This is a genomic window from Arthrobacter globiformis (assembly GCF_030815865.1).
Taxonomy (GTDB): Bacteria; Actinomycetota; Actinomycetes; order Actinomycetales; family Micrococcaceae; genus Arthrobacter; species Arthrobacter globiformis_B.
In genome coordinates, this window is record NZ_JAUSXI010000001.1 from 3,395,072 (window position 1) to 3,419,951 (window position 24,880).

The window sequence follows — 24,880 nt, forward strand, 5'->3', positions numbered from 1 at the left end:
GCAGGATCTGGGTCCTAGCGGCGGAAGGAGAACCGGAGCTCCGGTCTTCGCTCCGCTACGGCGTCCAGCACGGCTTCAACGGCCTCCTGGTCTGGGCTGCTGCCCGGCGTCGTCATCGCCGGCAGTACGTCCGCGGCGATCCTGGCGCGGCGGACGAAGCCGTCCCAGTCACCGCCACCCGATCGAAGTGCCCGCAGGGACGCCATCAACGACGCGCGGCGGAGCCAGACGTCCGGGTCACCCGCCCACCTGTCCAGCACCGCGTCGGCACGCACGCGAGCCTGGCCCCCGAGCCTCTCCACCAGCGGACCAACGACGTCGACGGCGAGAGGGTCGACGAGCGTCGGCATGTGCGCGTCCCGCATGAAGCCCTCCATGCGCGTCAGGTCAGAGTTGGTCAGCAACTCCAGCTTGGACTGCAGGAGGACGACGGCGGCCAGGCGCCGCTCGTAAACAGGCACCTCCCACAGTTCGGAACTCAGGGAGGTGATCTCATCGTGGGTCAGTCCGGCATGGCGGCGAAGGGCATCACGGACCGTTCCGCGCACCGCGCCCACCGACGCGCCGTAGTACTGCATCCCGCTGCCGAACCGGTGGCGCATTTCCTCGGCCCGGTACCACGAAGCCTCGCGCTGTAGGGTGTCATCCACGAACTCGCCGGCAGCAGTCACCCGCTCATTCTTTCCGCCGGGCGCCGGGCAGTCCAACTCCTGTCTCCTGGCCCCGGCCCCTCGTTAGCGACGACGCGGTGACGCTCTGTTTCCGGCCCCCGTCATAAAAGTGTTCCCGCAGGTCAGTTCGGGGAAACGGTTGCATGGTCCGTCTGCGGCCTTCCCCGCGCTTTGCGGGCCTTGGTAACGATCAAGTAACGTTGAGGCCTGTTCCGCAAGGGACGGCCCCATTGGGGCCCCGGAGGCCCCCGCTGGACTCCGGAAGCGCAGAGCGGCAATTCGGCTGCTCCGGCCCCGACGACCGGGGCCCAGAATCGCTTCGTGCTTTTCTTTACCACCTAGATTGTGGCTGCCTTCTGCGCGGCAGCCGTGTGCCCGGAGGGGTCTTTTGCTTAAGAAGAACATAGCCATTGCCATTAGCATCGGCGCACTTTCGCTGACCGGATGCGGCCTCGCTCCCTCCGCGGAACAGGCTGCCGGTCAGGCTGCCGCCGCCGCTGGAACGGCTTCCACGAGCCAGGCCTCTGAGTCGGCTTCCGCCAAGACCGTGTCGGCTCACGCCGCCAAGGCTCCCGCTGCGAAGGCTGCCGCGGCGAAGACTGCGGCCACCAAGGCTGCTGCATCCAGGGCTGCTGCGTCCAGGGCAGCAGCGGCGAAGGCCGCCGTCGCAAAGGCAGCGGCAGCCAAGACGGCGGCAGCGGCGAAGACGGCAACCGCCGCTGTGCCGGCAGCCGTTGCTGCTGCCGCTCCCGCAAAGGCGGCACCCGCCGCCGCCGCTCCTGCCGTCGCTTCTACCGGCACAACCGCGCCCGCCATAGCCGCTGCGCCGAAGGCGCCCGCAGCTCCCGCCCAGCCTGCTCCGGCCGCTGTCACTCCGGCAGCCACCACGCCGGGAAGCGGCACGCAGGCCGCCAGCGCGCTCGGGTGGGGTTCGGTTGTGGCCGGCGACGAATTCAATTACACGGGCACCCCGGACCGCACCAAGTGGAGCGTGTACAACAGCCCCGGACATGCAGGCAACGGTATCCGCAGCCCCAAGGCGTGGTCGGTGGCCAACGGCGCGGCAACTGTCAGCGGAGATTCGGCCGGTACCACCGGCGGCATGTCGGCAAAGTTTGCCAACCAGAAGTACGGCCGCTGGGAGACCCGCATGAAGACGAACCGGCGGGATTCCGAATACCACCCCGTCCTCATTCTCAATCCGGTCAGCAAGTCGTCGACCTGTGACGAGGTTGATTACGCCGAGAGCACCTCCGATACGACCCTGGTGAAGTTCTTCCTGCACTATGCGTGCAGCGGCACTAAGCAGACCTACTCTGCCAAGGCGGTTGATACCACCCAATGGCACAACTACGCCGTGGAGTGGACTGCGGCTGGCATCACAGGCTACATCGACGGTGTCAAGACCTTCACCGACACCACCCCGTCCCACCAGCCCTCCGGCAGCGTGCACCAGACGCTGCAGCTCGACTGGTTCCCTGACGGTTCCAGCACCACGCCTTCCCAGATGCAGGTCGACTGGGTGCGCGTCTACAAGTAGATAAACCTCAGAAGTCGATATTGAGCACCGAGGGTGTCCGCATTGAGCGGGCACCCTCGGTGCTCACTTGGCCTTGCTGCCGTTCAGGCCTTGGGACGCAAGGGACCCGGAACCGTATTCAGACCGACGCCGGATAGCTGGCGAGGATGTAATCCGCAGCTGCCGGCCCTTTCATGCGAAGGCCGTTCGGTTCGGGGATAAGGCGCCCTTGCATGCCCTCCCAAAAGGTCTCCTCCCCGTGTGGCACGGTGCCGGTGACATGACACCAACTGGTGTACAAGCCGTAAAGGGGGTCTGGCCGGAGGGTGAATCCGGAGCCGTCGTCGGAGGTCGTGGCCTCCATGAGGAACTGGTCAAACTGTTTATCAGCCACAGGTAGGCTCTTTTCGCACGCGTGCATGGCACCGCCGTTCGGCTACAGCGGCTACATTTCGGGGCCAGCACGGGGCACCAGAAACGGATGGTTCAATCTGTATTCGTTGCCGCATTCCCGGTGGATGGGTGGAAGGCCGCCAAATATTAACGCCTGCGAGCGCGGATGCCTGCGAGCGCGGCCGTTCCCCGACCCGCCTGCTGACTGCCGTGCCTGTGAGACACTCGGTGTCATGCGCGAACTCGTCGTCCTTGGAACCGCATCGCAGGTCCCGACGCGGACGCGCAACCACAACGGATACCTGCTGCGGTGGGACGGCGAAGGCCTCCTCTTCGATCCCGGCGAGGGCACGCAGCGGCAGATGATCCATGCAGGTGTTTCCGCCAACCAGATCACCCGCATCTGCCTGACCCATGTTCACGGTGACCATTGCTACGGGCTTCCCGGCGTGCTGTCCCGCATGGCCCTGGACGGCGTGAAGCACCCGGTGCACCTGCACTATCCCGCGTCCGGAGAGGACGTGGTCCGGGCGCTTGTCTCGGTGGCCTCGCCCGGGATCGACCTTCGCCTGCAGCCGCACTCGGCTGCCGGTGAAATCGCCCCGGGGCTGGAAGTGCGGCCCTTGCGGCACCGCGTTGAAACCTATGGCTACCGGCTGACCGAGCCGGATGGCAGGACCATGCTGCCGGAGCGGCTGGCGGCAGCGGGCATTACGGGCCCGGACGCGGGCCGTCTGCAGCGGGAAGGAGTCCTGCGGGGTGTGCGGCTGGAAGACGTCAGCATCCCCCGCGCCGGCCAGGGCTTCGCCTTTGTCATGGACACTGCCCCGTGTGAGGGCGCCGAAGGGCTCGCCGACGGCGTCGACCTCCTTGTCACGGAGTCCACATTCAGCGACGACGACGCCGCTCTGGCCGCGCAGTATGCGCACCTCACGGCTGGGCAGGCCGGGGATCTGGCCGCCAACGGCGGCGCCGGAACCCTGGTCCTCACCCATTTCTCGTCCCGGTACGGCGACGTGGATATCCTCGCCGAGCAGGCGCGGGCCCGGTCGGGAGGGACCGCCGTCGTACCTGCCAATGATCTGGACCGGTTCAGCCTCCCGAAGCGGCAGCGGCCGCCATACTGACCGGCGGCCAGGGGAAGCCCGCAGAAAAAGTAGAATTAACCAGACATGCAATGTTCCTACTTCGATGCCGCCCGCTGCCTCTCCTGCACCCATATGGGCAAGCCCTACGACGAGCAGCTGGCCGGCAAGCAACTGCACTGCCAGACACTCCTCTCCGGCCACACGTCCGCAGAGTGGCTGCCGCCTGTCGCGAGCCGCGAGTCCGGCTTCCGCAACAAGGCCAAGATGGTGGTGGGCGGAACCGCCAAGAACCCCACCATCGGGATCCTTGACGCCGAAGGCCGAGGCGTGGACCTGCGCGAGTGCGGCGTCTGCTCGCCCGGCCTACTCGCCTGCTTCCCTGTCCTGGCGGCCTTCATCAGCCGGGCCCACTTGACGCCCTACGATGTCCCACGGCGCAGCGGCGAGCTCAAGCACCTGATCATCACCGAGTCCCCGGACGGCGAGATCATGCTGCGCATGGTCCTGCGTTCGGAAAAGCTGGTGCCGCGCATCCGGGAGCACCTCCCCACCCTCCTGGCCTCCCTACCGCAGGTGAAGGTTGTCTCCGTCAACCTGCACCCGGAACACAAGGCGGTCCTGGAAGGCGACCGCGAGATCCTGCTCACCGAGCAGTCCACGCTGCGCATGCGTGTCAACGACCTCGACCTCCACCTCCGGCCGCAAAGTTTCTTTCAGACGAACAGCGACATGGCGGCGGCCCTGTACCGGCAGGGGCGCGAATGGGTCAACGAACTGGCACCGTCGTCAGTCTGGGACCTGTACTGCGGCGTGGGCGGCTTTGCCCTGCACTGCGCTGACCCCTCCCGCGAGGTCACCGGGATCGAAACCAGCCGCGAAGCCATTGTGTCGGCCAAGCTCAGCAGCGACGAGGCAGGGCTGGAGCACATGAATTTCCAGGCGGGCGATGCCACAGCCTTTGCCGTCGCCGCGGCCCGGGCACCCGAACTGGTTATCGTCAATCCGCCACGGCGCGGCATCGGCAATGAACTGTGCGGCTGGCTGGAATCGTCTTCCGTTAAGCACGTGGTCTACTCCAGCTGCAATGCGCAGTCACTGGCCCGCGACCTGGCGGCACTCCCCTCGTTCACCGCACGACGGGCCAGAGTTTTGGACATGTTCCCGCAAACCACGCACTACGAAGTGATGGTGCTGCTCGAGCGGGCCTAGCCGACCTACATTCTTGATCCGAACATCGGCAAAAGTTTCTCCTGTCTTGAGGTCCCCGCGGGAAAGTGACCGGTAAGCCGCGCGGCAAGGTCGCGGCAAGAACTGATGGGCTCAGCATGCGACGGACAGCAGGCGGTGCGAAGTGACCGGCACAGAAGACATCCCCGTCCTGGACGCCGGTCCGCTGCAGGTCCTTGCCGCCGAGGTGGGTCCGGCTTTCGCAGAGGCCTTTATCGATGACTACCTGCAGATGTTGCCCGACCGGGCGTCGAAGATCCTCCGCGCCCTGGCCGGCGGCGACGCGCGGATGGCGGCTGACGCCGTCGTCAGCCTGAGGGCGACGTCCGCCATGGCGGGAGCCCTGCGGCTGGAGCGCTGCTGCAAGGAACTGGAATCGCGCATCCGGCGCGGGCAGCGGCTGGAGCCCGACGCGGTCAGGGCAGTGCTGTACGCAAACATCAGGCTGCTGGTGCGGGAAGCCGGACGCCAGGGCCACCTCCCCCGGACGTAGAATCGTCGGACAAGATCGCCTGAAGAGCAGCCGAAGGCTGAACCGTTTACAGGAGGATTCACATGAGCCGCACGATCAGCCCAGCCGCCGCCACTGCTGCACAGACCATTTTCCGCGTGGGCCTGGGCAGCGTCCTTATTGCCCACGGCACCCAGAAGCTCTTCGGCTGGTTCGGCGGCGGCGGGATCGAGGGCACCAGCAAGGGCATGCACGCCATGGGGTTCCGGCCGGCGAAGCCCAGCGCGGTCCTGGCCGGCCTCGGCGAAGCGGGTTCCGGGCTGGCACTCGCGCTGGGCCTCGGCACTCCGGCTGCCGGGGCGGCTGCTGCCACCACCATGGGCGTTGCGGCCAGCGTGCACGCCCCCAACGGCTTCTTCGCCACCGAAGGCGGCCTGGAATACCCGGCCGTCCTGGGACTTGCGGCAGCATCCTTCACGATTGGCGGGCCGGGCAGCGTCTCCCTCGACTCCGTCACCGGCCACGTCCTGGACCGCCCGTGGATGCGGGCCGTAGCCCTGGCCGTCATTCCGGCGGCCATCGCGATCCAGGTCTACCGCCGCCAGAAGGCCCTGGCCCACGACGCCTCCGGCCCGGACGCCGAAAACCCCGCGGGCCAGGACACCGCCAGCCAGGACGCCGCGAGCTAAGGCACCGCGAGCTAAGGCACCGCGGGTTAGGCAGCCACTAGACGTACTTCTTGAACCACTCCAGCGTGTCGTTCCAGGCGGCCGTTGCCTGCTCCTGGTTGTAGCGGTCGCCTGTGTCGTTGTGGAAAGCGTGGTCGACGCCGGGATAGACCTTGAGCTGGTTGCGCACGCTGGTGGCCGCCAGGGCATCCCGGAGTTGCGGCATGGGCCCGGTGATCCGGTCGTCCAGTTCAGCGTAGACACCGAACACCGCGGGCTTGAGGGACGGCACCTTATCCAGGTCGGGCGCCGGACCGTAGAAAGCCGACGTCGCCTTGAGTCCCGTAATCTCGACCGCCGACTGCCAGGTGATGCCCCCGCCGAAGCAGTAGCCGGTCATGGCGATCCGGCCCTGCTCCACGAAGGCCTGCTTTTGCAGGTAGTCGAATCCTGCCGAAAAGTCCGCCACGTGCCGCTGCGCGCCGGCCTGCGTCAAGGCTCCCGGAACGGCGTCCCGGTCCAGGCTCGCCGTGCCGCCTTCCCTGCTCAGCAGGTCAATCGCGAGGGCCGCATACCCTTCCTTGGCAAACCGCCGGGCCACATCCTGGATATGGGGAGTCAGCCCGCGGTTCTCATGGCAGACCAGGACGGCGGGGCCGGGTTTCCCGGCTTCGGGCCGGGCGAGGTAACCACTGATCTCGGTGCTGCCGGACGGGAACTTGACTGTCGACGTCGTAATTCCGGCTGTTCCCTCGGGAACGGACAGCGGGCTCTTCGCCCCGGGAACGGCGCCTCCGGACGCCGTGCCTGTGGCGACGCCGGACGTCGGGGTGGGAGTGGGCATGGGATCGGTGCTGCGCGGAACTTCCTGGGGGGTGCAGCCGACCAGGAGCATCGCGGCGGAAGCGGCAGCCATGCTGCCGGTGATGAACGCCACCCGGCGGGTGAAGGTGTGCTGGCTCATGGCCCCGGCACGGTAATCGTCGAAAAATTCCTCGATCAGGTACTTCTCAAACTTGCCAAGCTGGGTCATCACGGCCTCCTGGAGTTTTGCCGCTTATCCTCCTCTGAACCCCATGGCCAGGCAAGGGGACCGCGTGGGTATGTGCGAACCGTCAGGTCCGCCCGCCGTCTTTCAGGCCCCTGGCGTATGCGGCCTGCCCCACGTGCTGAAGGCAGTCGGCAACCGTGCTGACCAGCCGGACGCCGAAAGTGACCGGCGGGTCCCAACGGGTATCGACGACCCGGTCAAGGCCATCGTCAGCAAGGCTGCTAAGAACCTCCACGGTCTGCCGGTGGACCGCCTCGTAGTAGTCAGCGAGCAGCTCCCGCGTGGCCCGAACGGCGTCGACGTTATCCGACGAATGGCCGTAGCCGGTGTCATGTTCGGGAAGCGGCAGGCCGAAACGGCCGGCAAAGCCCTGCGAGGTCCAGACCTGTGGCAGACCGGCAGCGGAAGCAACCTGCGTATCCTCTGTCCGGCCGAGGTGCCAGATCAGCCACGCGATGGAGTTCCCGTTGCCGGCGGGCCGGTGGACCAGGGTTTCGTCGTCGAGCCCGTCGAGTGTGACGTCCACGATTTCCCGTACGCGGCCAAAGGCGTCCAGCAACAGTTCATTTGATTTCATCGGGTCCCCTTACTTCTGGCTGTGGGCGGTTTACATTTGGCTGTGGTCGGCGACGGCGGGATCAGAACCGATGCGGGACCCGGCTTCGAGGGCGGTGATGCCGGCCATCTCTTGGGGCGTCAGAACGACGCCGACGGCGGCCAGGTTGTCCCGCATGCGGCCGCTGTTGGCTGACTTGGGAATGACGATGGTGCCCTGGGCGAGGTGCCATGCCAGCACCACCTGGGCAGGGGTGACGCCGTACTTGCCGGCAATGGATGTCACAGCCCCGGCGTCCAGATCGGCACCCTGGCCCAGCGGGCTGTACGCCTCCACGGCAATGCCCAGGGAGCGGCTCTTTGCCGCCAGTTCGGACTGCTGGAACGTCGGGTGCAGCTCAAACTGGTTAACCGCCGGAATGACGTCCGCGCTTTGAAGGAGTGCTTCCAGGTGGTCCACCAGGAAGTTGGACACACCGATCGCGCGGATCTGGCCGCTGGCGTGAAGCTTCTCCATCGCCTTCCATGCCTCGGTAAAAAGGTTCCGGGACGGCACCGGCCAGTGGATCAGGTACAGGTCAACGTAGTCGACGCCCAACTCACGGCAGCTGTTCTGAAAGGCTTCCTGGGCCACGCCCTGCTCACCGTTGCGCAGCTTGGTGGTCAGGAAGATGTCCTCACGGGGTATCCCCGAGGCAGCGATGGCTGCGCCGACGGCGGCTTCGTTCCGGTACGCCGCCGCCGTGTCGATGTGCCGGTAGCCGGCTTCCAGCGCGTCCTCGACAATGCGCTGGGTCTCTTCCGGCGGAACCTGGAAGACGCCGAACCCGAGCTGCGGGACCTTGACGCCGTTGTTCAGGGTGACATTCGGTACGGCTGGGTGTGTCGTCATCAGAATCTTCCGTTGCTGGGGCGGGCCATCCCAAGTATGCCTCCCACCCAGGCGGCGGAGCACCCCTCAGGGTGAGCGGGCCACCTGGACCATTGGTATGACTTTCGACAAAGCCATGCGCCCAACACGGCCAGCGCAATTGCCCAGGTTGTTCTCTGCCGTTTCAGGCCCGCTCACTGAGACTTATCCTCACGGTGTTTATCCCAGCACCATTTCACATCAAGACGACGGCCGGGCGCCAGAGGAGTCGGATCATCGGGTGCGGTCCGATGGCGCCTTTCGGCCTGCCCGGCCCGGGACTACGATTTTGCCTGTTGCACCCGCCAACGCTAACCGGCACCGGTCCGGCAGCACCAGAGCAAAAGGGGGAAGTTCCGTGAGGAGAGAGACCAGGCAGAGCGGGCCGCACTGGCGGCGGGTCATGGCAGCCCTCGCCAACCGCGACGCGCGGACCGCCTACGCGCAAATTGTCCTCGGAGCCAGGCACGATGACGTGTCTTCCGGCCTGGCCGGCCAACGGCGGGACCGGGCCATCGCGGCCCTGCTCGACGCTGGCCTGGTGGAACGGAGTGCTGACGATGAGCTGGAGGCGTCCGAGTCCATCTTTCACGACCTCCTCACCCAGCAGCCCAAACGCCAGGCGCAGATTGGAGTGGCGCGCTTCATGCGTCTTGGCCGGATCGACAGGTATCCGGCCAACCAGACGGAGCGGCGGGAGCTCCTGGCCTGGATTGCCGGCGAGACCTTCGAGCCGGGCGAGGAACTCTCCGAACGAAAGGTCAACGAACGGCTCCTGGGCTACACCGACGACGTCGTGCTGCTGCGCCGCTACATGATCGATTTCGGCGTGCTGGAGCGCACGCCGTCGGGATCCTCCTACTGCCGCCCTAGAGAAGGGTAGGTTCAGTCCCCGCGCGCCTTCCGGGTGGCGGCATCGTTAGCTTTCTGGATCGCCTCGACAAGGTCGTCCTTGCCCATCTTTGAACGTCCCTCGATGTTCAGCTCCCGGGCTCGCTTATAAAGGTGATCCTTGGAGGCGTTCGCGTCCACGCCTCCGGCGGTGGGAGCCGATGAATCCACTCCCTCCGCCGCGTGCTGGTCAGAGGGGCCGCGCTTCTCCTTGGGCTCCCAGTGGTCGCCCACCTTCTCATAGGTGTGCTTTAGGGATGCGAAGGCTGTCCGGGCAGCCCGGCTCTCGTCGTTGTCATAGGACTCGAGGGCTGAATCGTAGGTCTTGGCGAAAGTGTCCTGGGCTTTCTGCTCAGAACGCTGCAGGGTCGACGGAAGCTCGTCCTTGCGGGCGTGATCGTTTTTGCCGGTCTTGGGCATGCCACCAACGCTCCTTCATCAACTGTCGATACATGCGGATGCAACCAGCTTGGCACTGATGCTTGGCTTTTGCATGGGCATGAGGTGTGAAGGGCCATTCAGAAATTTTCCCGTATGGCCGATAGTGCGCGCGGAGCCCTATACCGGCCCATGACGCTTTCTATGGCCGCGAGGCAATCGAGGGCGGTGGCAGCAGCACCCGGAGCACCGTCGTCGAACCACCGGACAAATGCCGGCGTGAGCGAGTCGACTGCGCGCCCTGCCCGGAAAGAGCTCAGGAAAGCGGGCGAAGAGCCGCGTGCGGCGGAACTTCCAGTGCCGGCGGGACCCTTGCGCTTGTTCCGGTTCCTGCCGTTCTTGCTCAATGCTGCCCCTGACTGATTGCGCGTCGGTTCTTACGACGACGGTACTTACCATCCGCGCGCTGTGCCAGCCGTCGCGCTGCACTCATGGGCGTGCTCCTGGCCACTAGGCTTCCCGCGTCAGGCTGCGGTTCCGCCCCTGGTAGAGGCGGCGGTAGCTGGAGGGTGTGGTGTTGAGTTCGCGCATGAAGTGGAGCCGGAAGTTGGCTGCCGTTCCCAGGCCTGTCCTGGCAGCAACTGCTTGCACGGTCAAGTCGGTCTTTTCGAGCAGACGGCAGGCCTCGGCAATGCGCTGGCTGGTCAGCCAGCGCAAAGGCGTTGTCCCCGCGTCTGCCAGGAATTTTCGCGCGAAACTGCTCGGTGCCCAGCCGGCGTGAGCAGCCATGTCGACGACGGTCAGTGGCTCTGCCAGATGCTGCCTGGCCCAGGCGCACGTTTCAGCGAAATGGGTCAGCGGCGCGGCCACCGGGCGCTCGATGAACTGAGCCTGCCCGCCTTCGCGGTGAGGGGCTACGACCATCCGCCGGGCGATGCGGTTCGCTGCCTCGGTGCCGTAGTCTCTGCGGACCAGATGCAGGCACAGGTCGATCCCGGCCGCGACACCGGCGCTGGTGCTGACGCGGCCCTCGTCGATGTACAGCACCCCTGCGTCAACGGCGACCGCAGGGTGCAGGGTTTGAAGACGCTGGGCGTTCCTCCAGTGCGTCGTAGCGCGTTTCCCGTCAAGGAGGCCGGCAGCCGCCAGCGCGAAGGCCCCTGTGCAGACGGACACCACCCGGGCCCCGTTCCCGGCAGCCGCGCGAAGCGCGTCGCAGACACTGGCCGGAGGGTCCGTGAGCGGGCTGAACCCGGGCACAACGATGGTGTCGGCTGACAGAAGGGCTTCGAGCCCCTCCGCGGCGTGAATGGCATACCCGGTTGTCGTCGGGACCAGGCCGGGTTCGGCTGCGCAGACCGCAAAAGAGTACAGTTGCCGCTCGTCCTCATGGCCGAAAACCTGCGCTGGGATGGCGAGGTCAAAGGCGACGACGTCCGGCAATGCGAGGGCAACGACACGGTGCATGAGGCCACTGTACCCACGCGGCCACTGTCCCGATCCCTGTCTGCAGGATCCTTTTCATGCTGGTAACTTTTACCACTCCCCCGCGCTGCTGCCGGTTGGCAGTCTTAGCCTATGATCAACTTTCAACATTCACTGCCGGCACCCATCATGACCGCCACCGCATCAAGCCACGCCAAGTCTCCGCGCCGCCGGCTTCGCACAGTGGGTTTCACGGCCGTCATCGTGGCTGGCCTCCTTCTCGTCTCCACATTCGCCAACGTCGCCATGAATCAGGCTGAGCGGTCCGCGACCGCTCCGTACGGTCAAAGGGTGCAGACAAGCCACGGTGCGCTCAACGTCGTCCGCGCACCAGGGAACGGCAGGACAGGACAGTCAATCGTGCTGCTAAGTGGCCTCGGCACACCGGCACCGGCGCTGGACTTTGCGCCGCTCGTCCGGGAGCTCGGGGACTACGACGTCGTTGTCGTGGAAGGGTTCGGCTACGGGTACAGCGACCAGCCCCCGGTGGAGCGCACTGTCGAGAACATCACCTCCGAACTGCATGAGGCCCTGGCAAACGCGGACGTGCCCAGACCCTATGTTCTGGCCGGCCATTCCATCGCCGGTTTCTACACGCTCGCCTACGCCAACCGGTACCGGAACGACGTCGCGGCTGTCATCGGCATCGACCCCACGGTGCCTGCCGCCCGAACGATCCACGCCGACGAGACTGGCGTCCCCACCGGCGGCATCAACTGGGAAGGCCTTATCGCCACCAGCGGCCTGCTTCGGTGGGCGACCACACTCGCACCCAGCCTGGTGGAACCGGACGGCACAGCCTACACGTCCCGCGAGCGGGACCAGATGCGCAAGATGGCCACCTGGAACTTCGGCAACCCCTCCGTCCTCGACGAGACCAACCGGATCGCCGACAATGCCCGCAAGGTGCAAGGAATGCGCTACCCGGACGACGTCCCCGTGCTCACTTTCGTCGCCTCGGCGAAGGAGACCCCTGCGGACCTCGCACTGCACGAAAGCCGGCTGCAAAACGTCCGAAAGCACGAAACAGTGACGCTCCCTGGCGGGCACTACCTGCACTGGACCCATGCGCCGGCCATGGCCAGCACGATCAATGCCTTCCTGACCACCAACACGCCCGGAGCGCGCTGAGGCTGCCGCTTCGGTCCTGACACCGTCCCGCACTTGCCCTAAGACTTGTCACCCCCTGCAGCGGCAGCGTCTTCACGCTCCAGCAGGTAGCGCAGGAACGCGGCCTGGTTGTCGATTTCCCGTTGCTTGCGGGGAGACAGCCAATCCAGCAGCTCTTTGTCGTCAGCCATTGATGTTCACCCCCTTAGGCTCGAATTAATGCTCACTCCGCTGGGGCAAGATCGGCGAAAGTTTCAGGCAGGATAGGCGAAGGTCTTGTAGCGAGGAGGCTTCGGCCCTTGGCAGGCCACACCATTCCGCCTCGTCCGGTAACCAGTCAGGCAGACCTGGTCTCCCAAACGTGATGTGTTCGACGCCCCCGGAACACCGACGGGTAGCCGGGCCGGGCACCTGCTGGGGGAGTGGCGCCAAGCCCGGCTAGCCTGACCCGGACGGACGCCGGCAGACCGTCCGGAGGGCTTCAACATTGTTATCCGCCCGTCTCATAGTTAACACCCCATCAGAAATTAGAGCAGCAGTGGCAGTTACCTGTTTTTCGGCCCGTGCGGCTACGCGTTTGCGCAGGCGCATGCGAACACTTCCAAGGCAACTTGACCCGCTGTCCCCGAAGCTATTCGTCCTCGCACTGTCGCATGGTTAGATAGGCGCATGAGGAAATCTTGCGGGATTTTGGCCGTCGCAGTGCTCACGCTCACGGGTTGCGGATCCAGTTCCAGCACGCAGTCCAGTCCGGAACCGTCGGCCGCAACGACGCCAGCCACGGAACCTAGCGCCATGAGCAAGGCCGGGGGCGGCGAGTCGACCTGCAAGGACAAGGCGGGCGACTCAGCGTCGAAGGTTGTTGACCTCGCCCAGGCTCGGCTGCTCAGCGACGGCACGGAGCTATTGGCCACCTTCAACACAGTGGCGAACGTCCCGACCACCGGGACCGTTTTGTATTCCGTGAGGGCGTGGAGCACAGCCGGCAGTAAGGAATACCAGCTCGGAGCGAAGTTCAAAGACGGCAAGGAGATCGCTACCTTCGTGGTCGACGTCGGAAGCGGGAAGCAGGAAAACATCACCAACGGAGCTGTGGCCGCAGACAAGCAGGTCAGCGGCCGATACCCGCTAGCCAAGCTGGAGGGTCTCGGGGACAAGTTCGAGTGGTCAGCGAAGGTGACCGTTGACGGTACGGAGGCCGACCGTTGCCCCGGTGGTGACGTCAGGTCACGGTTCCCCGGGGCCTAAGGCCTGCGACAAATCCTGCGGCGTCCCATCAGAGCTCGGGGACGGTGGAATCCGGCGCCGGTCGGCGGGTTCGGCGGCGGTCCCTGATCTTCAACGCGGTGAATACAATCAGCTCCAGAACCAGGACGACCAGCCAGAGGAACGGGGCGACAACTCCGACGGCGTATTCACGCGGGAGATCGTTGAAGCTGTTGACGGACTCTCGCGGTGACGGGTTCGTTAAGAAGTAGATGGCCAGGGCCGGCAGTCCTAGGAAAAGCGCCCAGAATGTGCCCCAGTACAGCCGCCGTTGACTGTGACCGCGGTCTAGCTGGTAAACGTCCTCCTGCGCCTTGCTGGCCTAACCAAGGGCGAGCCCATCACCCCGGAGGTCGTCGTCGCCGTCTGGCACAAATGGTTCGGAGACTCCCCGAAGAGCCCGGACTGCCCACGTCCGGCATGACGGTACTCGCCGCAGACGTGTCGGCCGTTCAGCAGGTGTACGGCCTTCCGGGGCAGGTCTCCTAGGCGACTATCTGGCCGCGCATACACGAGAGGCTTGCGGGATGGTCGCGGGCACCGCAGCTTGGGAAAACCTTGGAGGCCGCCCCCAGCCCCCTCAAATAGGGGGTTAGACTGGGCACCGGCTCTCAGGTAGACCACACATTTCACAATGTGCCGGGTACACGCTAGGTCTTGTCACTGAAGCATAGGTAGCCGCGAACCTGAGCTTCAGATCGCCGGGTCCGGAAACGCATTCCCCCTTGCACCCGGACCCGGCGTACGATTTCAGCGAAGGCGCCAGCGCAGGAGTGGCGGCGTACGCTTCAACGAACGATCCTTAGTTTGGATCAACGTTCAGCCTGGGGTGCTTTTCCTCCTGACCGGCGTACAGACGCTGAATAGCCTGCTTCATGACGGGTGCAATCTCGGACGGGTGGACCGCCTGGGGCGCCCGGGCGTAGACAGATCGGGTGACGGCGGCCGAAAACTCGTCCCAACTTAAGAACTGTGCGGGGAGCCTAACGAACCAGCGGAAACCCAGAGGACGCTGCTCCGCGCCGGCCTCGGCCAGATACGCATTGGCTTCCTCCTCGACGATTTGCCGGTCCTCAGCGGTAAAAGCCTCGACCCACTCCACAACGTTTCCGTCCTTGTCGGTCCTCGTCACGGCCACCGTCCCGGCGCTGTCATCCTGTAGGGGTCCCCGGCGGAGGTTCTCCGGACCTGCAGCCCAGCCAATCAGGGCACCCCAGCCGTTTTCATCAAGTTCAGCCCAACCCTTGGCCGGGCGGCCCTCAGGCACCGACGCCCACATGCTGCTTCCTCCGGCCAAGGTCTGCGTCGTCAGCCGTTCTCGCGCCCGGGCAACGGCGCGCCGTTGAGAAAGGCTTCGTACTCCGCCTCGACGTCCTCATCGACGTCGGGCCGCTGGTGGCTGTACCGCGCATCAGTGCGGTCGCGCTTCGGCCCGGAGACCCAGAACTCATCGCCGTTGCCGACGTCGTAGAAGTTGGCGCGAGCCAGCCCCGTCACCCTTTCCAGCGTGCGGCCCCGGAAGTGGGCAATTTTCCACGACTTGGAAAACCGCAACCTCGTGATCCACGCCGGCCCGCGGTCCGTGTTGTAGCCGGTCTTCAGCTGGACGTACATAATCCTCTCGGGCATGGCCACATCGTAACGCCGGATGCATGGACGGGTTACTTGCTTCCAGGGAGCACTTTCGCTCCCGGGTAACACCGCAGCAGCCGCGGCACCCGGCCAGCCCATTCGAGAACCCTGCGCCTGCTGCCCCTACTTGCTGACCGGCTTCGCCAAAGGTGGATGAATATGCCGGTCGGTGGCGGTGAACAGGGCCGCGGTTGCCCCTACCGAAGCCTTGGATTTCCGGCCGGTGTCTTCGAGCTGGGCAGCATCTTTGGCCTGAAGTTCCCGGCGGCGAGGGTGGTGTTCCAGACGGCCTCGTACACGGTGCGAAGCTGGGTCATTTTTCGGCGCATGTCGCTACGCATTGCGCAGCTGTCTTTGGATTGAGGCGGTTGCTATGGCCTTGCGCTGCTCCCTGGGCTAGACGATTCATCGATACGCGAGCAAGAGCGGGAAAGAAGTATCAGGGAGCTGTACCGGAAACGGATGTTTCGATGGCGGTCCACCCTACTGCCGTGCCCGCAGGGATAACACCGTACGCCTGAGTGAGCACTTCGCGCTCACCAATCAATTGCCCGGTCTTGGGATCGATGATGATCTCCTGGCGTTGGCCGGCTGCTGATGCTTCAGTGCGGCCGATCGCGACGCCGGTGCGGCCGGCCAGGTTTGCTTGTCCCTCGGTGATTGTCACCCCGGGAATCATGGCCGCAGCCTTGTAGAGAGCAGCCCGCAAATCGGCAGGCACTACGCCAGTCCGGAGCAGGTCAGCGATGAACACTAAGGCTTCGCCGTCCACCGACTGGCCCTTACCCAAAGTTTGTTTGTAGATGCTGTTGAGCAGACGGTAAGGGTCGCGCGGCAACAACGTCATGTCAGGTGCAAAGGCTTGGGGGCCGTAGAACTCCCCGCGGGGGGCGCGAAGCAGCTCGGGATGCGCTTGGACGTTCTGTTCCCGGACGTATTCCTTGGCCTTGGGATCAAAGAACGTCGTGGGCACGCGTCCTGACCGTCGCCACACCCACTCGCCTGAGCGGTCAAATGGTACGTACATGTCGAATTTTTCGGTGTCCAGCCACTGGTAGCTCGCACCATCGGCTTCCACTGACGCCGTCATCCAGACATTGGTGCTTTTGATCCTCAAGTACTGACCCCGACTAACCACAGGGTCTGATGTGGTGATAGCTGTGTGTGCGGCGCTGTTGAGCACGTCTGAGGCCTGAGCTGTGGCTCCGCCGCGCCAGCCGGCCAGCCCTACAACGTCCCCGCCGATCAGCGTTGCCACAACAGCCGCAGCAGCTGCTGCAGTCAGCCAGGCCCGTGCGCGGCGGGATCTTCTGCCGGAAAGTTTAACCGCTGCAGCCCACGGTTCCAGCATCCTCACGGCTGAGATCTCCTCGGCATCCCGAACTGGCAAGGGGACGGACTGGGTAACCCCGCATGAACGGTCCCGGCTCCGGGCCATTTCGTGGTCGGTAATGCGTGCTGCGGGATCTGCCGAAGCCATGTGGTTTCGCACCTGCTCGGCTACTGTTTTCCTGTTCACAGTTCTGCACCTTCTGTCTGAATTAGGCGGCTTAGTGCCTTGCGTGCCCGGTGGAGGCGCATCCTGATCGCCGTGGCACTGGTGTCGAGCAAGTCCGAGATTTCCTTGGACGTGAGGCCGTCCCAGTAGGTCAGGAGGAGAACTTCGCGTTCGTCCGCGTCGAGCCGTAGCAGGGCTTCATGAAGAGGGGAATCGCGGGCAGACGCTTCGGCGTGCCGCTCGGAGCGGAGCTCACCGAGGAGTTTCGCGGACCGCACAGCGGAACGTTCATGATTGCGAAGCACGTTCCTTGCGACACCGAAAAGGATCATGACTGTGAGGCTCGCGCTGTCAGTCGATTTCTCCCAAGCGATCCTGAACACCTCGGAGCACAAATCTTCAGCGGTCGCGGCATTCTCGGTCCGCCGGCGAAGATAGCGGTATATGCGGTCATGAGCGGCCGCATGCGCTACTAAGAAACGCTTCTCCCGCTCCAAATCCGCACGATCCTTCCGGACTGTTTGAAAGCTCATACCCGGTTAATGTCCGGCAACTCCGAAAGTGTAACGAGCAGGCGCAACAAATATTGGCAGGCTAGGTGCGCGGACATGCCCCCTCCGCACATCGTGTGGCGGCAAACTGACTGTTCTCAATCTGGGCGACCTGCGCGTCCCCTCAGGGGCATTGGGCGGCTGCGACCCCTTCGTGAACCTGGACCAGCCGGTGATCGTGAAGATTCCGCCTGGCGACTACCCGGTCCGCGTCACCATCGCGGACGTCTCGCCTGAACAGGACGGATCGAATCTGCGTGAGGCCTACCTTTCCCTCATCCTCTCCCCGGCGGAGTCAGTGGCCGTGGAAGCTGCCCGCGGGCCGGACGGCCAGTTCTACGGCGGGGGCGTAAGCACCGGGACCGTGGCCTTCGTTGACGCCGAGGCTGTAACCGGCTGCATGCCGCATGAGTCAACCTGGTACGAGGAAGTTTTCGAATCAGAAGACCCCCCGACTGCTGGTTCGACCTCATGGACGCCGACGGACCGCATCCGCCCGGCGCTGCAAACATCGTGATGCCACTGGGCGAGGACGGTGAGAACGTCGTGCTGTCCCATTCCGGCTGGGGCGATGGGAGTGGGCTTTGCGGGCTTGAGCGCCAAGACCTTCGTCGCACAGGTGAGCTGGAGCCCGTCGCCGGAGGAGTCGAGCCGGCAGTCCTGGTCTTTGACCCCCGGCCATCTGGATAAGTCCGAGGCGAATCGGTCGAACCTGTAGGGAAAGTCGCCGTGCTCGGTGTAGATGTTGACGATGCCGCCATCGAAGCCGTCCTGGGTGATGAGAACGGACTGGCCGTCCGGGGCCACGAGCTTCACAGGGTCACCAATGCCAACAGCATTCAGAATCGCGAAGAAGAACACCAGCCCTAGGAAGGGCGCCGCCTGTTTACGGCGCTCAGGTCTGATATGCCGGCCAGCCGTCGCCACAAAGACGAACCGGTCTCCAGCGTGAGGATGAATTCGATGACTCCGCCAAGTTCGCTGGTGTCCGGACCTGGGGCTCAGATGTCTTCGCCACGAAGGCGAGAAAGAAGCAAGCGCGAGGACGGCCAGACCTGGCGATCCCCACACAGGCGTGGATGAGCCAGAGCACGCCCACGATGACTGGCAGGAAGATGAAGGGACTCATGGCGCCCGCCGGTCGTTGTCTACGCACTTATGCGTCTGGCCCGCGTCCCCCAACGTCATGGACCTCAGCCTAGCGGAATCGCTGGAGGCGCTTTCACAGTCGTGGGTTCAGGGCACTCTGGCCGAATGAAGCTCCACGGATGGTTGGTGCGCCTGTGCATGCCGGCCTATGCTCGCGATTCCCGGTCGTGCGCGCTCTCGGCTGCGCCGAGGCACCTGCCCTTGATGGGGGTGTGTGGTTGTCGACGGCGGACTGGGTTAGGAAGCCAAGTCCCGGAGGGTGGACCGATGGTTCACCGCCGCCGACCGATTCAAGTGTCCACATTCGTCCTTGGAAGAACTATGGAATTCCTTGGAACGCCTCGTTGGCAGTCCAAATGGTTGTTGAGTTGGCCCCGCTTGGACCCGGCTCTAGCCCTCCAGATCGAAGTCCAGGTCTAGATCTTCGACGGCTCCCAGCTCACGCCAGGTGGATCCCACTGGGGCTGCTCCGATGGTCGCGGCGATGGGCATCCGGTCCACTTCGACCAGCTGGTCCAAGTCCAGCCCGGTCAGTACGGCGATGTCCCTGATCGGGGCCTGGAAGGTGCGGAACGGGCCCAGCGGCGGGACATCCTCCGTGACCCCAGGACGCGGCATGTCCGGCATGTCGGCCAGTTGCGGGGACTGGTCCACCACGTATCCGGTGGCCGCCAGCTCGCTGTCGTGGATGAAGGCGGCGACCTTGAAGAAGCGCAGCGGGATGTCCACGCCCCGGTATACCGGATCGAGGGCACTGAAGATCGGACCGGTGAAGACCACGGCCCGGCTGCGGTACTGGGCGGCGTGCTCCTGGAGGTAGTCCTCGATGCCCAGCCACAGTTCCATGCCCTGGTTGAACTTGGCGGCCTGTGGGGCGGCGTTGGTGTAATGGAAGGTGTCCTCGTTGGCCTGCTCGGCCTCTGCGACGGTTTCGCCCCAGCACGCCGAAGACCGGCGGACGAGGTGACCGCGGTCGATGTCATTGTGGGCGTACACCCGCTCCCCCGTCTGCTGGTCCTCCCTCAGCCGCGGATCCAGCCGCCAGTTGATCCCGGACCGGTCCAGGTGCATGAGCTTCTCGCCATCGATTCCCACGCCGGTGACCGCGGCCAGACGCTTGTCGAGGCGCATCAGCACCGAGAAGTGCGTGTAGGGCAGCAGGACCGTCTCCGCGCCGTCGAGGCCCGGCAGCGGCACGTGCACGCCCAGGAAGTTCTCGTCGAAACCGTCACGGCCGGCATAGTCTTTGGCGCTTGCGGTGGGGTTCAGGTCGGTCAGCAATTCGTCCATGAGCGGACAATACCAGCGGTCACTGGCAACCAGATGAACGATGGGCCAAAACGAGGCGGCTCCTTTACTCAGGGACGGTGAAAAAGAATTTTCGGGTCGTCACACCGCCATCGCGCTGGTACGCAGAAAACCAGTCGAGTCCAGCTTGAGGTTTCTCATGCCCCTATGTGTACGGGCCCACAGGAATGCCGCGCCACATGGGATCGTGGCGCGGCTTCTGGGTTCCTGCAGCAGACAGGGAGCGGGTGGTTGCGTCCGGGGCCGTGTCTCAGACAGTGGTAGCGGGACGAAGATCTGCCGGTTCGGCCGCCGTAAGCTCGTGGAGCAGCGCGGTCGATGTGGCTACCCATCCGAAGAGTGTCTCGATAGAGAGCAACGATGCCTCGTGATTGGTGCGATCAGCCGCAGCGCCGATAGGCTCGGCGGTGCAGTCTTCCAGCAGGAGGCAGCGGAAGTCCCGGAACATCGCATCTCTGAGCGTCGACTCGACGCAGATGCTCGTTGTGCAGCCCGTAAAGATGATGTCCCGAACCGCCTGACTCCGCAGCAGCCCTTCCAGCTCGGTCTGGAAGAAGCCACTGAAGCGGCGCTTGTAAATGACGTGATCCCCCGGGGCCGGCGCCAACTCATCAACGATGTCGGTGTTCCAGGTGTCGCGGACAAGCACGCGGCTGGGGGTGCCGTCCGGCGCCACCACCGGTTCACCTGCGCCCATGAACAGGTGGCGCTGGCGGTTGGTCGAATGATCTGGCCCGAGGTCGGAGAGATCTGGCCGGAACCCCATCTTCAGATAAACGATCGGGATCCCCACCTCCCGCGCCGCGTCCACGACGCGAACTATTGGCCCGACGGCCGCTCGGATCGGGGCGATGTCGATGCCGGCCCGTTCGAACATGCCACCCGTCGATCCGAAGTCGTTCGTCATGTCGACGACGATCACCGCCGCGTGGCTGAGATCGAGACCGAAAGGCCCGGGCCGAGCCTCGACCGTCAGCATGTCCTGCCGTGTCATGTGCCATCCTGTGACGAGGACGCCTCACAGCGCCCGACGCGATAATGGGTAGAAGTTCAACCTATATCAGCAGGTTAAGACTCGAATTCTAGTGAGGCAACAGGCCGACCAGGAACATTACCAACTAGATCGGAATCCGGTCACGTAGACCGGAACGAGGCGACGACTTCACGTCCGCGGTGCCGAATTGGCTCGGAGCCTCAGGTTCAGGCACCAGCGAGTTTCGGACCCCACGTGCGGTCGCGCGGATCGCCGGCGGGTTCCTGATCGCCGACGGCGGCAACCACCGGGTGGCGTCGATCGACGACGCCTAAGGCAGCGGTGGCGCACTTTCGGTGCCTACGGCTCCGGTACTGGGGAGTTCAACCAGCCCACCGGCGTGGCGGTGGACAGCAAGTCACGCATCTACATCGCGGACACCGGCAGCGGGCGAGTAGTGCGCATGGACGGCATCGACGGCTCCGGATGGGTCTCTTTCGGTGTCGGAGGTACGCCCACGGTCGCCGCGATCGGCGCGAAGCGGATCAGCCGGCTCGATGCCGCGACGGGAGCCCTCACCGCCGCGACGCCGGCCAACTCGACCGCCGCCGCCGGCCGCATGGTGACGATCAACGACACTTTCAGCCAGGTCACGACTCAGATTCATCTCGCCGACCTCAACGTCCGGCAACCCATGGGGATGGTGGTCTGGTGACGCGACGACTGCGGGTGCTCACATACAACGTCCAAATGCGCTTCTGGGCATGGAGACTCGGCTGGACGGCTGAACAGGGCAAGGACATGACCTCTGCACTACCGCCAACTAGCTTCCGCTCGCACAGTCGGCCAAGTACAGCCCTGGATGAAGGAAGTGGCTGGTGGCTCGTGTCTCGGATCAATGTTACGTGACAGGAGTTCATGTCGATGCGGACCGGCTGCCTATTACCGGCTGACGCCCGAGCGCCTGCCTCAAAGTCAGCGCAGGGGCCGATCCAACGGCACGTCCGGCAACTCCTGACTGAGGTGAGTCCCCCGGTGTACCCGGCCTCACGGGCCGAGCGCTTCAGCGCATGTTCCCATTCGCGGTAGGCAGAGGCGTCGGGTACCAGGTGCGTCAGCACGAACCTTCTCGTCCTCCATGACGGGGAACGGCGCCGGACGCGGGTTGGACCATGACGCGCGGGCTGCTTGTGGAGCCTGCACCTATTGGGCTTCGCATCATCTTCGCCGGGTCACCGATGAAGCGCTCCGCGATGAAGAAGTGGTTGATCCGCTGAAGGCCTAGTCGCGCAGCAGTTTCTAGGTGCCGGGTGTTGGGTGGTCGGGGCCCGACCAGTCCGGAGGAGCAAGCCTATGCGGGAGGGTCGCTCACGTAACTCCGGCCCGGGCTACCGGCGAACGGGGTAGGGCGAGTGCCCATCCACCGGCCACTCCAATGGCAAGTAGTACGGTTAGGAAGCCGATCGCCGGCGCGCTCGGCCATGTCAGGGCGTCGCCATATCGCAGCAGGGCAAGCGCCTGCAGAATGACGAAGGCAACGGAGGTTAGGGCCACGGGGCGGACGGTGCGGAGGTCGCCGCTCAACTGGCCCTGCGCGGCCGCCCACCCAAGACCGACCAGCCAAGCTCCTATCGCCCTCGCTGTGAGCTCGGACAGTGGCCACGGCCACCACGTCGCCGCATGAATGGGTACTGCCAGGAGCGCCACGCCATATAGCAGCAGTACCCCGGCGATTCCCACCAGGAGCAGTCGGAGCGCCGGGGGTAGTACTGGCCGTCCCGCCGTTACGGACATTGAGGCAGGACGCCCGGACCGGATCTGCATCCAGCTGATGACGAGCATCGCCACGGGCACGATGGCATAGATTGCCAGCCACGCCCAGGTGGCCACTTGGGCAGCGGGGGCAGTGTCTGACGACAGGTGAAAGCGATCGAGATGAAGCAGGGTGACTCCGAAGGTCAAAGTCGTGAAGACGAACACGGGCCAGACTGCCAGCCTCGCTAAATCCCAACTCGCTGAGCGGGCGCCCGTCACCTCCAGGCCGGCGCTCGACCAGTATGCTGCCCCGAGGAAGACCGCGGTCATGGGCGGATTGACTGTCCACGCGAACCATTCCTCAGTCCGGAGGGGAAACACGAACAGCACGAGCCCGGCAAGAAACACGAGGAATGCAGCGACGTAGAGCAGCCACCGCATCGGCGTAATCAACGGTGTGACCTCAGTTGAAGCGGACATCACCGGGCAGCTCCTCGGGTGCGGCTGCCTCACCATGGGCAGGGGGCGAGGCAGGCTGGGGGTTCTCGGCTAGGTAAGCGTGAAGCATCGAGACCACGGTGGCGCCGTCCCCGACTGCGGTAGCCACTCTTTTGATCGAACCGGCCCGCACGTCGCCGATCGCGAAAATGCCGGGCATGCTGGTTTCCAGCACCAATCGCGACCTGTCCGGCCTGACGGACCCGGCGTCACTGACATCCCGGCTGGCGCCCGTGCGCAAAAAACCGGCTGGGTCACGCTCTACGGTGTCGGGCAGCCAGGAGGTCCGCGGCACCGAACCGATCAGCACGAACATGCCGCCCGCTTCGATCTCCTCGCTCGAGGTTGCGTCGGCGGCTCCAGATGCGGCGACCGTGACGGCGGCAAGGAATCCGTCCCGATCGCGGGCCCCCACGATCATGGTGCTATAGCGGATCGCAACGTTCCGGGTGGCCTCAAGTTGGGAGATGAGGTAGTCCGACATACTGACCGACAGAGTGGGTCCTCGCACTAGCAGCGTTACCCTGTTCGCGTACTTCGCAAGGTGCAGAACCGCCTGTCCGGCCGAGTTGCCGCCACCCACGACACAGACGTGCTTTCCGGCCATCGACGGCGCCTCGGAGACTGTGGCCCCGTAGAAGACGCCTCTGCCGACCAGATCCTCTAGCTGAGGTATGCCGAGGCGACGGTAGTCCACGCCGGTGGCCACCACGACTGTGCGGCACCGTACGACACTGCCATCTGAAATCGACGCAGCGTACAATGCACCGTCCGCGCTGAGCCCCTCCACCTTCCGCAAGAACAGGAAGTCCGTGCCCAAAGTCCAGGCCTGCTGAAATGAGCGGTAGGCCAGGTGGGCGCCACTCACACCGCGGGAGAAGCCAGGGTAGTTGCGGATCAACGAGCTGGTGCCGGCCTGGCCTCCCACAGCTTCTTCCTCCACCACCATGGTGGAGAGGCCCTCAGAGGAGGCATACACGGCGGCCGCGAGACCGGAGGGACCGGCTCCCACGACCACCACATCGAAGATCTTGTCCGCCGGTGGCGGTCGCGTCACCCCCATCGCTTCGGCGATCTCCAGGTCACTGGGGTTCTCAAGGACAATTGGTGAAGCGGTGAACTGCAGCACCATGACCGGCAGCACGGGGTCGCGCAAGTTCACGCTCTCCAGCGTCCGTTCCGCCGTCTCGGACCCGACAGGGTAGAAGCCCACCGGGATGTGGTTTCGGCTCAAGGAGTCGCGCAACGTATGAGTCCTTTCATCGCCCACCTCCCCGATCAGCCGGACCGCCTCGAACCCGACCCCTTGGGCCAGGTGCCAGTCGTCGAGGGCGTCGGTAATCGCCCCATGGAATTCTTCGTCGCGCAATCGTTCGGGACGTATGACCACCAATTCGGCGTACCCCTGCGCGATCGCCCGGAATACAGTGGGGGCGCTGGCGAAGTCACCCCATGTCACCACAACACCGCGCTTGGCGGCCGGGTGAAAGCCATAGGCACGCCGCAGGAAATCGAGTCCATCGCGGTCACCCGGTCCGTAGCACCCAAGTATGAGGGCGACCGGGCGATTCCAGCGGCGGAGCCCCTCAAGCACCGCCCGCCCGTGGGCGTGGTCGGCGCAGGCCACCACCTCGTAGTCGGCACCGTAGCGTCGACGTAACTCATCTTCAATAATGCGCCGAGAGGTCGGGTCTGTGGTGGCAATCAGCATGATCGGAACCGAGTGATCCATGGCCGCCGTCTTTTCGGTTCAATGGTTCAGTGGCGCTCACGATACTCGCGCTAGGACATTGGGGACAAGCGGTGCTCGTTGCCTCCGGGAAGGTCCTTCGGTCGGAGTTGTACCGGGCCCG

General features: G+C 64.8%; 28 protein-coding genes and 1 pseudogene. 13 read left to right on the top strand and 16 right to left on the bottom strand.

Annotation, left to right across the window (positions count from 1 at the left end):
- Positions 1-14: 14 nt before the first annotated feature.
- A complete protein-coding gene (locus QFZ33_RS15615) occupies positions 15-671 on the bottom strand; it encodes a DNA alkylation repair protein (RefSeq protein WP_307028917.1) in 657 nt (218 codons plus the stop codon).
- Between the two features lie 388 nt (positions 672-1,059).
- Here QFZ33_RS15615 and QFZ33_RS15620 point away from each other — a divergent pair, with 388 nt between their 5' ends.
- Complete coding sequence (locus QFZ33_RS15620) at positions 1,060-2,211, top strand: glycoside hydrolase family 16 protein (protein WP_307028919.1); 1,152 nt, start codon at positions 1,060-1,062, stop codon at positions 2,209-2,211.
- Positions 2,212-2,329: 118 nt separating this feature from the next.
- On the opposite strand, the gene QFZ33_RS15625 is transcribed toward QFZ33_RS15620, so the two are convergent.
- Positions 2,330-2,584, bottom strand: a complete 255-nt coding sequence (locus tag QFZ33_RS15625; RefSeq protein ID WP_307028921.1) for a hypothetical protein — start codon at positions 2,582-2,584, stop codon at positions 2,330-2,332.
- A gap of 232 nt (positions 2,585-2,816) precedes the next feature.
- Between QFZ33_RS15625 and QFZ33_RS15630 the strand changes: the two genes are divergently transcribed.
- The 4 genes from QFZ33_RS15630 to QFZ33_RS15645 all read left to right on the top strand — a co-directional run bounded on the left by QFZ33_RS15630 (position 2,817) and on the right by QFZ33_RS15645 (position 6,038).
- Positions 2,817-3,710: a ribonuclease Z gene (locus tag QFZ33_RS15630; RefSeq protein ID WP_307028923.1), complete on the top strand. Its 894-nt coding sequence runs from the start codon at positions 2,817-2,819 to the stop codon at positions 3,708-3,710.
- Between the two features lie 45 nt (positions 3,711-3,755).
- A complete protein-coding gene (gene rlmC, locus QFZ33_RS15635; protein ID WP_307028925.1) occupies positions 3,756-4,880 on the top strand; it encodes a 23S rRNA (uracil(747)-C(5))-methyltransferase RlmC in 1,125 nt (374 codons plus the stop codon).
- A 142-nt stretch (positions 4,881-5,022) separates the two neighbouring features.
- Positions 5,023-5,391: an Hpt domain-containing protein gene (locus tag QFZ33_RS15640; RefSeq protein WP_307028928.1), complete on the top strand. Its 369-nt coding sequence runs from the start codon at positions 5,023-5,025 to the stop codon at positions 5,389-5,391.
- A 62-nt stretch (positions 5,392-5,453) separates the two neighbouring features.
- On the top strand, positions 5,454-6,038 hold the full coding sequence (locus QFZ33_RS15645; protein WP_307028930.1) for a DoxX family protein: 585 nt from the start codon (positions 5,454-5,456) through the stop codon (positions 6,036-6,038).
- A 37-nt stretch (positions 6,039-6,075) separates the two neighbouring features.
- Here the strand turns inward: QFZ33_RS15645 and QFZ33_RS15650 are convergent, their stop codons facing one another.
- From QFZ33_RS15650 to QFZ33_RS15660, 3 genes are all read right to left on the bottom strand, one after another.
- Complete coding sequence (locus tag QFZ33_RS15650; RefSeq protein ID WP_307028932.1) at positions 6,076-7,050, bottom strand: dienelactone hydrolase family protein; 975 nt, start codon at positions 7,048-7,050, stop codon at positions 6,076-6,078.
- Between the two features lie 82 nt (positions 7,051-7,132).
- Positions 7,133-7,645 (bottom strand): mycothiol transferase, encoded by a 513-nt coding sequence (locus tag QFZ33_RS15655; protein ID WP_307028934.1) that lies wholly within the window; start codon positions 7,643-7,645, stop codon positions 7,133-7,135.
- A gap of 30 nt (positions 7,646-7,675) precedes the next feature.
- Entirely contained in the window at positions 7,676-8,515 is an 840-nt protein-coding gene (locus tag QFZ33_RS15660) for an aldo/keto reductase (RefSeq protein WP_307028936.1), read from the bottom strand.
- Between the two features lie 376 nt (positions 8,516-8,891).
- Between QFZ33_RS15660 and QFZ33_RS15665 the strand changes: the two genes are divergently transcribed.
- A complete protein-coding gene (locus QFZ33_RS15665; protein WP_307028938.1) occupies positions 8,892-9,416 on the top strand; it encodes a DUF2087 domain-containing protein in 525 nt (174 codons plus the stop codon).
- Between the two features lie 2 nt (positions 9,417-9,418).
- Here QFZ33_RS15665 and QFZ33_RS15670 read toward each other — a convergent pair whose 3' ends face one another.
- On the bottom strand, positions 9,419-9,844 hold the full coding sequence (locus QFZ33_RS15670) for a ChaB family protein (protein WP_307028940.1): 426 nt from the start codon (positions 9,842-9,844) through the stop codon (positions 9,419-9,421).
- A gap of 468 nt (positions 9,845-10,312) precedes the next feature.
- Positions 10,313-11,269 carry a helix-turn-helix domain-containing protein gene (locus tag QFZ33_RS15675; RefSeq protein WP_307028942.1) on the bottom strand — a complete coding sequence of 319 codons (957 nt, stop codon included), beginning with the start codon at positions 11,267-11,269 and terminating at the stop codon, positions 10,313-10,315.
- Positions 11,270-11,380: 111 nt separating this feature from the next.
- On the opposite strand from QFZ33_RS15675, the gene QFZ33_RS15680 reads away from it, so the two are divergent.
- Positions 11,381-12,418, top strand: a complete 1,038-nt coding sequence (locus QFZ33_RS15680) for an alpha/beta fold hydrolase (protein ID WP_307028944.1) — start codon at positions 11,381-11,383, stop codon at positions 12,416-12,418.
- Positions 12,419-12,456: 38 nt separating this feature from the next.
- On the opposite strand, the gene QFZ33_RS15685 is transcribed toward QFZ33_RS15680, so the two are convergent.
- Complete coding sequence (locus tag QFZ33_RS15685) at positions 12,457-12,588, bottom strand: hypothetical protein (RefSeq protein ID WP_307028946.1); 132 nt, start codon at positions 12,586-12,588, stop codon at positions 12,457-12,459.
- 604 nt (positions 12,589-13,192) lie between these two features.
- Here QFZ33_RS15685 and QFZ33_RS15690 point away from each other — a divergent pair.
- Complete coding sequence (locus QFZ33_RS15690) at positions 13,193-13,645, top strand: hypothetical protein (protein ID WP_307028947.1); 453 nt, start codon at positions 13,193-13,195, stop codon at positions 13,643-13,645.
- Positions 13,646-14,465: 820 nt separating this feature from the next.
- Here QFZ33_RS15690 and QFZ33_RS15695 read toward each other — a convergent pair.
- Complete coding sequence (locus QFZ33_RS15695) at positions 14,466-14,942, bottom strand: DUF5956 family protein (RefSeq protein WP_307028949.1); 477 nt, start codon at positions 14,940-14,942, stop codon at positions 14,466-14,468.
- A 29-nt stretch (positions 14,943-14,971) separates the two neighbouring features.
- Positions 14,972-15,292, bottom strand: coding sequence for a hypothetical protein (locus tag QFZ33_RS15700; protein WP_307028950.1), 321 nt, complete (start codon positions 15,290-15,292; stop codon positions 14,972-14,974).
- 162 nt (positions 15,293-15,454) lie between these two features.
- Between QFZ33_RS15700 and QFZ33_RS15705 the strand changes: the two genes are divergently transcribed.
- Positions 15,455-15,658: a hypothetical protein gene (locus QFZ33_RS15705; RefSeq protein ID WP_307028952.1), complete on the top strand. Its 204-nt coding sequence runs from the start codon at positions 15,455-15,457 to the stop codon at positions 15,656-15,658.
- Positions 15,659-15,734: 76 nt separating this feature from the next.
- Here QFZ33_RS15705 and QFZ33_RS15710 read toward each other — a convergent pair whose 3' ends face one another.
- Positions 15,735-16,775: a CU044_5270 family protein gene (locus QFZ33_RS15710; RefSeq protein ID WP_307031845.1), complete on the bottom strand. Its 1,041-nt coding sequence runs from the start codon at positions 16,773-16,775 to the stop codon at positions 15,735-15,737.
- Positions 16,776-16,810: 35 nt separating this feature from the next.
- Positions 16,811-17,326 carry an RNA polymerase sigma factor gene (locus tag QFZ33_RS15715; protein WP_307028954.1) on the bottom strand — a complete coding sequence of 172 codons (516 nt, stop codon included), beginning with the start codon at positions 17,324-17,326 and terminating at the stop codon, positions 16,811-16,813.
- Positions 17,327-17,456: 130 nt separating this feature from the next.
- Between QFZ33_RS15715 and QFZ33_RS15720 the strand changes: the two genes are divergently transcribed.
- Both QFZ33_RS15720 and QFZ33_RS15725 read left to right on the top strand, forming a co-directional pair.
- Positions 17,457-17,861, top strand: a complete 405-nt coding sequence (locus QFZ33_RS15720) for a DUF4241 domain-containing protein (protein WP_307031847.1) — start codon at positions 17,457-17,459, stop codon at positions 17,859-17,861.
- A gap of 212 nt (positions 17,862-18,073) precedes the next feature.
- Positions 18,074-18,214 (top strand): hypothetical protein, encoded by a 141-nt coding sequence (locus QFZ33_RS15725; protein WP_307028957.1) that lies wholly within the window; start codon positions 18,074-18,076, stop codon positions 18,212-18,214.
- Positions 18,215-18,883: 669 nt separating this feature from the next.
- Here the strand turns inward: QFZ33_RS15725 and QFZ33_RS15730 are convergent.
- Complete coding sequence (locus QFZ33_RS15730) at positions 18,884-19,783, bottom strand: DNA/RNA non-specific endonuclease (RefSeq protein ID WP_307028959.1); 900 nt, start codon at positions 19,781-19,783, stop codon at positions 18,884-18,886.
- A gap of 268 nt (positions 19,784-20,051) precedes the next feature.
- Complete coding sequence (locus QFZ33_RS15735; protein WP_307028961.1) at positions 20,052-20,795, bottom strand: cysteine hydrolase family protein; 744 nt, start codon at positions 20,793-20,795, stop codon at positions 20,052-20,054.
- A 179-nt stretch (positions 20,796-20,974) separates the two neighbouring features.
- On the opposite strand from QFZ33_RS15735, the gene QFZ33_RS15740 reads away from it, so the two are divergent.
- Positions 20,975-21,109 (top strand): hypothetical protein, encoded by a 135-nt coding sequence (locus tag QFZ33_RS15740; protein WP_307031989.1) that lies wholly within the window; start codon positions 20,975-20,977, stop codon positions 21,107-21,109.
- Between the two features lie 59 nt (positions 21,110-21,168).
- Positions 21,169-21,489: pseudogene (locus QFZ33_RS15745) on the top strand (hypothetical protein); the annotation flags it as partial.
- A 653-nt stretch (positions 21,490-22,142) separates the two neighbouring features.
- Here QFZ33_RS15745 and QFZ33_RS15750 read toward each other — a convergent pair.
- Complete coding sequence (locus QFZ33_RS15750; RefSeq protein WP_307028962.1) at positions 22,143-23,009, bottom strand: hypothetical protein; 867 nt, start codon at positions 23,007-23,009, stop codon at positions 22,143-22,145.
- Positions 22,993-24,759 carry an FAD-dependent oxidoreductase gene (locus QFZ33_RS15755; protein WP_307028965.1) on the bottom strand — a complete coding sequence of 589 codons (1,767 nt, stop codon included), beginning with the start codon at positions 24,757-24,759 and terminating at the stop codon, positions 22,993-22,995. Before QFZ33_RS15755 ends, QFZ33_RS15750 begins: the two co-directional genes overlap by 17 nt.
- Positions 24,760-24,880: the final 121 nt, after the last annotated feature.